Source organism: uncultured Tepidimonas sp., assembly GCF_938045175.1.
Taxonomy (GTDB): domain Bacteria; phylum Pseudomonadota; class Gammaproteobacteria; order Burkholderiales; family Burkholderiaceae_C; genus Tepidimonas.
Map to the genome: position 1 here is coordinate 1 of NZ_CALIND010000149.1, position 9494 is coordinate 9494.

The 9494-nt window shown below is 69.1% G+C and carries 11 protein-coding genes; 1 reads left to right on the forward strand and 10 read right to left on the reverse strand.

Annotated features, from left to right (window positions below; translation table 11 throughout):
• Positions 1–427, forward strand: a 427-nt coding sequence (locus Q0716_RS07825; RefSeq protein WP_299021644.1) for a kinase/pyrophosphorylase, incomplete at its 5' end; no start/stop codon positions are given.
• Positions 428–446: 19 nt separating this feature from the next.
• Here the strand turns inward: Q0716_RS07825 and Q0716_RS07830 are convergent.
• The 10 genes from Q0716_RS07830 to Q0716_RS07875 form a co-directional block, all read right to left on the reverse strand.
• Positions 447–1316, reverse strand: a complete 870-nt coding sequence (locus Q0716_RS07830) for a lytic transglycosylase domain-containing protein (RefSeq protein WP_299021646.1) — start codon at positions 1314–1316, stop codon at positions 447–449.
• Positions 1317–1354: 38 nt separating this feature from the next.
• On the reverse strand, positions 1355–1708 hold the full coding sequence (locus Q0716_RS07835) for a hypothetical protein (protein ID WP_299021647.1): 354 nt from the start codon (positions 1706–1708) through the stop codon (positions 1355–1357).
• Positions 1709–1798: 90 nt separating this feature from the next.
• Positions 1799–3652, reverse strand: a complete 1854-nt coding sequence (locus Q0716_RS07840) for a sodium:solute symporter family protein (protein ID WP_299021649.1) — start codon at positions 3650–3652, stop codon at positions 1799–1801.
• A 16-nt stretch (positions 3653–3668) separates the two neighbouring features.
• Positions 3669–3929 carry a DUF4212 domain-containing protein gene (locus Q0716_RS07845; RefSeq protein ID WP_299021651.1) on the reverse strand — a complete coding sequence of 87 codons (261 nt, stop codon included), beginning with the start codon at positions 3927–3929 and terminating at the stop codon, positions 3669–3671.
• 156 nt (positions 3930–4085) lie between these two features.
• Positions 4086–4673: a histidine phosphatase family protein gene (locus tag Q0716_RS07850; RefSeq protein ID WP_299021652.1), complete on the reverse strand. Its 588-nt coding sequence runs from the start codon at positions 4671–4673 to the stop codon at positions 4086–4088.
• A 4-nt stretch (positions 4674–4677) separates the two neighbouring features.
• Entirely contained in the window at positions 4678–5505 is an 828-nt protein-coding gene (cobS, locus tag Q0716_RS07855) for an adenosylcobinamide-GDP ribazoletransferase (RefSeq protein WP_299021653.1), read from the reverse strand.
• 12 nt (positions 5506–5517) lie between these two features.
• Complete coding sequence (gene cobT / locus Q0716_RS07860) at positions 5518–6573, reverse strand: nicotinate-nucleotide--dimethylbenzimidazole phosphoribosyltransferase (protein WP_299021655.1); 1056 nt, start codon at positions 6571–6573, stop codon at positions 5518–5520.
• A gap of 10 nt (positions 6574–6583) precedes the next feature.
• Positions 6584–8020 carry a cobyric acid synthase gene (locus Q0716_RS07865; protein ID WP_299021658.1) on the reverse strand — a complete coding sequence of 479 codons (1437 nt, stop codon included), beginning with the start codon at positions 8018–8020 and terminating at the stop codon, positions 6584–6586.
• Complete coding sequence (locus Q0716_RS07870; protein ID WP_299021661.1) at positions 8017–9027, reverse strand: aminotransferase class I/II-fold pyridoxal phosphate-dependent enzyme; 1011 nt, start codon at positions 9025–9027, stop codon at positions 8017–8019. Before Q0716_RS07870 ends, Q0716_RS07865 begins: the two co-directional genes overlap by 4 nt.
• 11 nt (positions 9028–9038) lie before the next feature.
• The coding region (locus Q0716_RS07875) for a cobalamin biosynthesis protein (protein ID WP_299021664.1) at positions 9039–9494 on the reverse strand (456 nt) is incomplete at its 5' end.

A 9494-nucleotide genomic window follows, 5' to 3' on the forward strand; every position in this document is an offset into this window, starting at 1 on the left:
CACCTTGGAGCACGACGATGGCCAAACCAACGCCAACCTGGAAAAGTCCGACGTCATCCTGGTGGGAGTGAGCCGCAGCGGCAAGACGCCAACCTCGTTATACCTGGCGATGCAGTTCGGGCTCAAGGCGTCGAACTACCCCTTGATCCCCGAGGATTTCGAGCGCCGCCAACTGCCGCCGGCGCTGCTGCCACACAAGAAAAAACTGTTCGGCCTGACCATCGACCCCCAGCGGCTGAGCGAGATTCGGCACGAACGCCGGCCCCACTCCCGCTACGCGAGCCTAGAGAACTGCCGCTACGAGGTGCGCGAGGCCGAAGCGCTGATGCGCCGCGCGGGGATTCCGGTGCTGTCGACCACGCACAAGTCGATCGAGGAGATCGCCACCCTCATCCGCCAAAGCCTGGAGGAGCGCGAGGCACACTGAACCGGCGCCCGAGCCCGTATCAGTCGCGCCCGGGCGCGGCGTGGCGGCTGGCGCGATAAAAATTCAGGATGCGCTGCACGTAGGCTCGCGTCTCGGCGTAAGGCGGCACACCGCCAAAGCGGTCGACCACCCCTTCACCGGCGTTGTACGCGGCCGACACCAGCGCCACGTCACCGTCGAAGCGCTCGAGCAACCAGCGCAGGTACGACAGTCCCCCACGCACGTTTTGCTCGGGGTCGAACGCATTGCGCACGCCAAAGCGCTCGGCCGTGCTGGGAATCAGTTGCATCAAGCCCTGCGCATTGCGCGGCGAGACGGCACGCGGCTCGAAATTGGACTCGGCACGCGCGATAGCCAGCGCCAAGCGCCCATCGACGGCAAACTGCGGGGCCAGGCGCTGGATCATCAGGGCGTGGCGCCGTTTGTCGGCCGGTAAATTGGCCACGTAGTGTGCCACCACCTCGTGCGGCACCACCGACGGCACCGCCACCGCGGGCGCCGCCGTGGCGATGGTCAGGGACGGTGGCTCCCCCCCGCGCAGGCACTCGGGCAGGTCACCCGGATCGCCACCGCGGGCATCGGGCCGCTGCGCCAGGGCGCGCTCCAGATCGGCCAGCGCGTCGGCGTATCCGAGTTGGGCCGCCTGACGCAGCGACGCCACGCCCGCGGCCTGCCCCACCTCGTCGAGCGAGAATGCCCCCAACAGCATGCCGAGCCGGTGGTATGCCTGCGCGCTGCCATGGCGGGCGGCGCGGCAGTACCACGCGGCCGCCAAGGCCGGGTCGTGCGCTTGCTCGGACTGCCAGCCCGCTTCGATCCAGCGCGACAGTTGGGGCGGCTCATCGGTCCACGCTGGCGGCGATGTCGGCAACGCGGACGCGAACGCCACAGCCGATGACAGCAACCCGAGCGCCAGTGCGACGCGCCTCAGCGCACGCGCGAGCGCGGCTGACCGATCCCGTGCGCGTGCCGCCCGAGGGCAAACGACAGAAAAATCTTCATCCACAGCGTCGTCCCGGCAATGGCCACCCAAGTCTGATACTCCAGCCAGCCCATCAGGACCGACAGAATCACGCCCACGAGCACCGCCCCCCCCACCAAGTTGATCGCCAGCTCGTAGGGGGCCCAGCGCTCGGCATCCGCTGGCGGCTCCCCTTTCTTGAGCGCGACTTCCGAAAAGTCGCGCCGAAACGCGATGCGCCACGCCCGCCGCAGCCAAAAGAATGCCACGGGAAAGAGCGCCAGAAAAAACAAAATTTTGATTGGGTAGATGCTCACCATGGTGTCACCAGAAAAAAGCCCCGCCGGCGGCGCCGACGGGGCTGATTGTCGCGGGTCTGGGCCGCCGCTGGCAACCCAGATACGACCCGTTTAGTGAGCCACCGCGGAACCCGCGCCCTTGGGCACGCGAACCGACTCGACCAGCTCCTGAATGTGGGCCGGAACCGGCTTGGAGATGGCGCTAACGGCAAACGCGACCACGAAGTTGACGATCGCGCCCACGGTACCGAAGGCTTCCGGGGTGATACCAAAGAAGCTGTTGGCGCCGCCAATCAGATCCAGGTATTCGGTGCCCTTGACGAAGAAGATGCCCTTGTGCGCAAAGACGTAGAACAGCGTGACGAACAGGCCGCTGAGCATCCCCGCCACCGCGCCAGAGCCGGTCACCTTCTTGCTGAAGATGCCCATCATGAGCGCGGGGAAGATGGTGGAGGCCGCGATACCGAACGCCAGCGCCACGGTACCCGCCGCGAAGCCCGGGGGATTGAGCCCCAGATAGCCCGCCACGACGATGGCACCGGCCATGGCGATCTTGCCTGCCAGCAGCTCGCCTTTCTCGCTGATGTCGGGCTTGATGGCGCCCTTGATCAGGTCGTGCGAGATGGCCGACGAGATGGCCAGCAACAGACCGGCCGCGGTGGACAGCGCCGCCGCCAGACCACCAGCAGCCACGAGCGCGATCACCCAGTTGGGCAGCAGCGCGATCTCGGGGTTGGCCAGCACGATGATGTCGGCGTTCACCGTCAGTTCGTTGCCCTTGAGGCCCGCCGCCTCGGCCTTGGCCTTGACGGCCTCGCTCTTGGTCTTGTCGTTGTAGAACTGGATGCGGCCGTCACCGTTCTTGTCCTCGAACTTGAGCAGACCGGTCTTTTCCCAGCGCTTGAACCAGTCCGGACGTTGCTCGTAGGGCAGCGCAGCTTCCGGGGCGAGCAGATCGGCCTGAGCCTTGACCTTCTCCGGATTGACGCGGATGCCACCCGCCGGGTCGGGCTCCACGCCCACCGCGGTGTTGACGGTGCCGATCAGGTTCAGGCGCGCCATCGCCCCCACCGCCGGCGCGGTGGTGTACAGCAGCGCGATGAACACCAGCGCCCAGCCAGCCGACGCGCGCGCATCAGCCACCTTGGGCACGGTGAAGAAGCGCACGATCACGTGCGGCAAGCCCGCGGTGCCGATCATCAGCGACACGGTGTAGAAGAACATGTTGAGCTTGCTGCCCGCCACCGACGTGGTGTAGGCACCAAAGCCCAGGTCGTTGAGCACCTGGTCGAGCTTGGCCAGCAACGCCACGTCGGTGCCCGCCAAATTCGAGCCCAGACCCAGCTGCGGCAGCACGTTGCCGGTGAGCGCCAGCGAGATGAACAGCGCCGGCACCAGGTAGGCCAGGATCAGCACGATGTACTGCGCCACCTGGGTGTAGGTGATGCCCTTCATGCCGCCGAACACCGCGTAGGCAAACACGATCGCCATGCCGATGTAGATGCCCATGTCGCTGGACACGCCCAGGAAGCGCGAGAAGGTCACGCCGACCCCGGTCATCTGGCCGATGATGTAGGTGATGGAGGCCACCAACAGGCAGATCACGCCCACGTTGCGCGCGGTCTTCGAGTAGTAGCGATCACCGATGAACTCGGGCACGGTGAACTTGCCAAACTTGCGCAGATACGGCGCGAGCAGGCACGCCAGCAGCACGTAGCCACCGGTCCAACCCATCAGGAACACGGAGCCGCCGTAGCCCATGTTGGAAATCAGGCCAGCCATCGAGATGAACGACGCCGCCGACATCCAGTCGGCGGCAGTTGCCATGCCGTTGGTGACGGGGTGCACGCCGCCGCCAGCCACGTAGAAGTCGGACGTGCTGCCAGCGCGCGACCACACGGCAATGCCGATGTAGAGCGCAAACGTGGCGCCGACGACGAGATAGGTCCAAAGTTGCAGACTCATGTTCGGTGCCTCCGCATCAGTCTTCGGACATGCCGAACTTCTGATCGATCTTGCGCATCTGCGCCGCGTACCAGAAGATCAAAGCGATGAAGACATAAATCGAGCCCTGCTGGGCAAACCAGAAACCGAGCGGATAGCCACCCAGTTTGATGGCGTTGAGCGCATCGGCAAACAAAATGCCAGCGCCGTAGGACACCAGGAACCAGATGACCAGCACTTTGGTCAGCAGTCCCAGCGTCGCAGACCAATAAGCCCGCGCGTTGCTGTCGTTGGACATGGGTACGTTCTCCTCGGATACACGTTTCGAATCGGCGGTACGGACCGCCGGCCGGAACATCGCTGGACATTCGCAATGTTTCCTGGCGGACTATCCTGAGCCAGCCTTACGGCGAACTGAAAAACCGCCCGCCATCGCCCAAACCTAGGGAAAGTCCTAGGGTCGAGCTGGGCTGTGCGTGCCTTCTGGCAGCGTGACGCAGGTCCACTCGCCACAGGCGGGCGCATCAACGGGCCATTCGTGCGCGCTGCACGGCAGCGCCTGCTCGCCTGCACACAGGGTGTAGCGCACGGCGCGGATCACCCCGGCATGGGTGATCCAGACACCCTCCACGCCCCCTTTGATAAGCGACGCATGCAGCGCCTGCCGCACGCGCGCTAGCAGCGCCGCCACCGACTCGCCCCCACCCGGGCGCGCGTGCGCAAAATCGCCCGCCCAGGCATCGAGCTCGGCGCGCGGCACGTCGTCCCAACGGCGCCCCTCCCATGCACCGAAATCGAACTCGGCCAAGCGCGCATCCGCCAGCGGCGCGGGCAGCGCGGGGCGCAGGGCTTGCAGGGCTTGCGCGAGCTGCCATGCCCGGATCAGCGGGGACACCCACCACACGAACGCTGGCGGCAGCACCGCATGCAGCCGCTGGGCGGCTTGCGCCGTCGCTTCCGGGTCGGCCGGCGCATCCGTACGGCCACAGCAGACGTCGGAGGTCAGCCCGGTGCGCGCGTGCCGAACGAGCCACAGGCGCATGTCCTCACCCCCCGACAGGGACGGACACGCCCAGCGCGACGGCCAATCCCAGGTAGAACGCCAACTCGGTCACCTGCTGGGTGGCGCCGAGGGTGTCGCCGGTGAAGCCCTGCAGCCGCCGAGCCAACCAGCGCCGCATCAGCGCCAGCGCGAGCAGTGCGGCCAGCACCGGACCCAGCCAGCGCCACGACGGTTGCAGCGCCAGGGTCACGCCGATGGCCGCCAGCCACCAACCCGTCCCCACCCACAGCGCGCCCGCGTCCAGCGCGTCCGCCAGCGGCTTGGATTTGGAGCCGTCGGCATCGCCGACGTAAGGCAGGGCGTGGATGATCCACAGCGGTGCCCAACGCGAGGTGACATGCGCCCCCAGCACGCCCGCCGCCGCCCAGACCAGGCCCGACTGCTCCAGCAGCGCGAGCAGCCCCACTTTGGTCAGCAGCGCCAGCACCAGCGCCACCGCCCCGTAACTGCCGATGCGCGAATCCTTCATGATGACCAGGGCGCGCTCACGCTCGACCATCCCACCCAGCGCATCGGCGGTGTCGGCCAGCCCATCTTCGTGAAACGCCCCCGTCAGCCAGACCCCGGCCGCCGTGCACAGTACCGCTGCCACCCAGGCCGACGCGGGCTGCGCTGGCAACGCCCACGCGGAAACCACCAGCACCAGCGCGGACCACGCGCCCACCACCCAGCCCACGCCCGGGAAATGGGCCGCGCTCGCGCGCAGCATGGCGGGCGAGTAGCCCACCCACTGCGCCAATCGCCCTGTCACCGGAATGCGGGTGAAGAACTGCAGCGCCAACAACCAGTGCCGCACGGCGCGCGCGAGCATCGGCCGTCCCTCTCAGTGCGCGGGCGCAATGTCGGCACGGCGCGCCACACCGGCCGCATCGAAGCTGGCCATCTCGCGCAGGATCGCGCACGCCGACACCAGCAGCGGCCACGCCAGCGCCGCCCCCGACCCCTCACCCAGGCGCAGCCCGAGGTCGAGCAGCGGTTCGGCCTTCAGGTGCGCCAGCAGCAGCGCGTGCCCGCGCTCGCCCGAGCGGTGCGCAAAGACGCAGCGCTGCAGCACCGCGGGGGCCAGTCGCGCGGCCACCAGCACCGCCGCGGTGGTGATGAAACCATCGACCACGATCACGCGCCGCTCGGCCGCAGCCTGCAACACCACCCCCACCAGGGTCGCGATCTCGAAGCCTCCCAGGGCCGCCAGTGCGGCCAGCGGCTCGTGCGCCGTCGCGTGGCGCGCCAGCACCTGGCGCAGCAGCGCGATCTTGCGCTGCACCCCCGCTGCGTCCAGGCCCGTGCCCGCGCCGGTGCAGTCGGCGATGTCGAGCCCCGTCAAGCGGCTCATCAACAGTGAGGCCGCCGAGGTGTTGCCGATGCCCATCTCGCCCAGCAGTACCACATTGCCGGGCAAATCACGCACCAGCGCCATGCCGTTGGCAAGCGCCGCCTCGCACTGGGCCATGCTCATGGCCGGGCCCTGCAGCGCGTCGGCGCTGCCAGGGGCGATCTTGGCGTGCCGCAATCCCGGCCGCAGCGCGAAGTCGTGCCGCACGCCGCAGTCCACGACGGTCAGCGCCAACCCGTGTTGGCGCGCCAGCACGCTCACCGCCGCGCCCCCGGCCAGAAAGTTTTCCACCATCTGCCACGTCACATCGCTGGGATAGGCCGACACGCCGTGCGCCGCCAGCCCGTGATCGGCGGCGCATACCACCAACTGCGGCGCCTGCAGCGTGGGTGCGCCGGTGCCCAAAATCAGTCCGATGCGCAGGGCCAGCGCCTCCAACCGTCCCAGCGACCCCTGGGGCTTGGTCTTGTCGTCCAGCGCGCGCTGCAGGCGCGCCGCAAGGACGGTGTCGTCGATGTCGTCGATGGTGGGCAATGACAGGCTCATGGGCTTTCCTTCAAGTCAACAAACGATCCAGCGTGTCGGCCCCGAGGTGCGCTTGCACCGTGTCGGCCAACGCGTCGAAAACCGATGCCAGCGACGGCACGCCGGTGCCCCACAGGGCGCGCAGGACGGCGTCATTTTCGAACAGGCCGTGCAGGTAGCAACCGAGCACGCACCCGTCGGCGCTCTGCCAGACCAGCCCGGGCAGCACCTCGCGACCCTGCCCTGCCAGGGCGGGGTGGATCGCGGTCTGACCGTGGTGGATTTCATAACCGCGCACGGCCACACCCGACAGCGCCGACCACGGCGCGCCCAACGTGCCGAAGGTGGCCTCGGCGCGCTGCACCGTCTTGTCCAGGGCAAAGACGGTCACCAGCGGCAGCAGCCCCAGCCCGGCCGCGTTGCCGTCGATGCCATGCGGGTCGATGAGCGCCTCACCCAGCATCTGCAGACCGCCGCAGATGCCCAACACCGCGCGTCCCGCGCGTGCGTGCGCGACGACGGCGTGATCGAGCCCCTGCGCGCGCAGCCAAGCCAGGTCGGCCGCCGTGGCCTTGGAACCCGGCAGAATGATCCAGTCCGCACCGGTGCAGTCGGCGGGCGTGCGCGCCCACACCACGCGCAGGCCCGGCACGCGGGTCAGGGGCTGAAACTCATCCAGGTTGCTGATGCGCGGGTAGGCCACGATGGCGACCGTCTGCCGTGCCGACCCGTCGCCCCGCGCGCGGTCGTCGAAAACGCCGTCCTCTTCCGGCAGGCCGTGGTCGCGCCACAACGGCAGCACCCCCAGCGTAGGCACCCCGGTCAGTGCGTGCAGTTGCTCGGGCGCCGGGGCCAGCAGCGCGGGGTCGCCGCGAAATTTGTTGAGCACGAACCCACGCAAGCGCGCGCGCTGATCCGGCGGCAGCAAGGCCCAGGTGCCGTACAAGTGGGCGAAAGCACCGCCACGGTCGATGTCGCTGACCAAGAGGCAACGCGCATCGGCATGCGCGGCCACCCGCAGGTTGACGATGTCGCTGGGCTGCAGGTTGATCTCGGCCGGGGACCCTGCGCCTTCGATGACGACGACCTGATGGCGCGCGCGCAGCTCATCCAGCGCCGCCTGCACCCGCGGCCATAGGGCAGCGCTGCGCTGCCGCCATGGCATGGCGCTCAGCGCGGCATCGACCTGGCCCCACACCACCACCTGGCTGCGCGTGTCGGCCTCGGGCTTGAGCAGCACCGGGTTCATGCGCACGTCGGGCTCGACCCCCGCCGCCAGCGCTTGAAAATACTGCGCCGCCCCCATCTCGCCCCCGGCCACCACGCGGGCATTGTTGCTCATGTTTTGCGCCTTGAACGGGGCCACGCGCCAACCGCGCCGCGCGTAGTACCGGCACAGCGCCGTGGCCAGCCAGCTCTTGCCCGCACCACTGGAGGTACCCCAGACCATGATGCACACCGCGCTCATGCCGCCCTCCCCACTTCGGGTGCCTCGGCCCGCAGCGCTCGCTGCAGGGCGTCCACGGCCGCGGGTGGCTGGGCGCTCAGACGCCACCAGCCGGGCAGGCCAAACGAGGTGGCATCGCGCAGCTTGACCCCGTGCGCGCGCAACGCATGGACATCGATGGGCTGCGGCGGCCGCGCGACGAAAAACGGCGCCGCGCTCGGGCGCACGGCCCAGCCCAGGCCGCACAAACGTTCGGCCAGCGCGTCACGCCACTGCGCCAGGGTCGCTCGGCACGTCAGCAACCACGGCTCGCACGCGGGGTCACACCAGGCCTCGAGCATGGCCACCCCGTGCGCTCCAACCGGCCACGAGGGCGCCAAGGCCTGCAATTCGGCGACCATCGGCTCGGCACCGGCAGGCGCGATCAGGTACGCGCCGCGCACACCCGTCAGCCCCAGCGCCTTGTTGGGCGACCACAACTGCCACAACCAGTCAGCCCCCCAACGGGTGGTGAAGCTTTGGCCCGACAGGCGCAGCGGGTCATAGGCCAGATCGACCACCACAGCGGCGCCCGCCCCGGCTGCGCTTTGGGCCGCGTGCACCCGTGCGGGGGGGGCCTCTTCTCCCAGCGGGCTGCCGGGATCGCACAGCCACACCACGTCCGCCGATGCCGGCTGGGCCGCGCACGCCAAGCCCCAGCTCGCCGCTGCGGCGGCATACTCACCGTAGCCGTGCTCGGGCACCCACACGCAGCGAGCCCCACGGCGCGCGCCCCAGGCGGTCACGCGCCGGATGGCCTCGCTCGCGCTGGCCGCGATCAACACCCGTTCGGGAGACACACCGTGGCGCTGCGCCAGCTGCGCCCGCAACGCGGTGTAGGCGGGGTCGGGGTACCGGTCGGCATCCGCGCCCTGTACCGCCGCCAGCGCAACCGACCAGGGGCCGCAGGCGTTGGCGTTGGTGGAAAAATCCCACCGTGCCACGCCCGCTGCATCGGGGCCACCGTGCGTGGGCGTGGCTGTGGGCACACCCTCTCTCCTCATCTCCATCCCTCCGCGGACAGGCCGGCCAGCAGGGCCACCAGCGCCCCCACTGCCAGCAGCGATACCACCGACTGACACCAGCGCAGTGCGCATGCGGTATCGGCGGGCTGGGGCGCACGCCCGGCCTCATTCAGCACATACACGCCCGGCTTGCGCAAACCAACCCCCAACCCGAGGGCCAAAGCGGCCATGGGCCAGCCACCGTTGGGCGACGGCGTGCGACGCGCCTGCGCGCGCAATTGGCGCCAACGCCACGTGTGCCCCTTTGTGGGGGCCGACGCACAGCGGGGACGCGTGCCCCACAGCAGCAGCGCGGTCAGCCGCGCGGGAAGCCACGACAGCACGTCATCGGTGCGGGCCGCCCAGCGCCCCGCCCACGTCCAATCCCGCCCGCCGCGTGGCCCCCGGTAGCCCCACATCGCATCTGCCGTGTTGGCGTAGCGGTAGAGCGC

Coding starts and splice junctions, on each gene's coding strand:
- Q0716_RS07835 (WP_299021647.1), bottom strand. CDS start 1,708: ATGGTGAGCATCTACCCAATCAAAATTTTGTTTTTTCTGGCGCTCTTT.
- Q0716_RS07840 (WP_299021649.1), bottom strand. CDS start 3,652: ATGAGTCTGCAACTTTGGACCTATCTCGTCGTCGGCGCCACGTTTGCG.
- Q0716_RS07845 (WP_299021651.1), bottom strand. CDS start 3,929: ATGTCCAACGACAGCAACGCGCGGGCTTATTGGTCTGCGACGCTGGGA.
- Q0716_RS07850 (WP_299021652.1), bottom strand. CDS start 4,673: ATGCGCCTGTGGCTCGTTCGGCACGCGCGCACCGGGCTGACCTCCGAC.
- cobS (WP_299021653.1), bottom strand. CDS start 5,505: ATGCTCGCGCGCGCCGTGCGGCACTGGTTGTTGGCGCTGCAGTTCTTC.
- cobT (WP_299021655.1), bottom strand. CDS start 6,573: ATGAGCCTGTCATTGCCCACCATCGACGACATCGACGACACCGTCCTT.
- Q0716_RS07865 (WP_299021658.1), bottom strand. CDS start 8,020: ATGAGCGCGGTGTGCATCATGGTCTGGGGTACCTCCAGTGGTGCGGGC.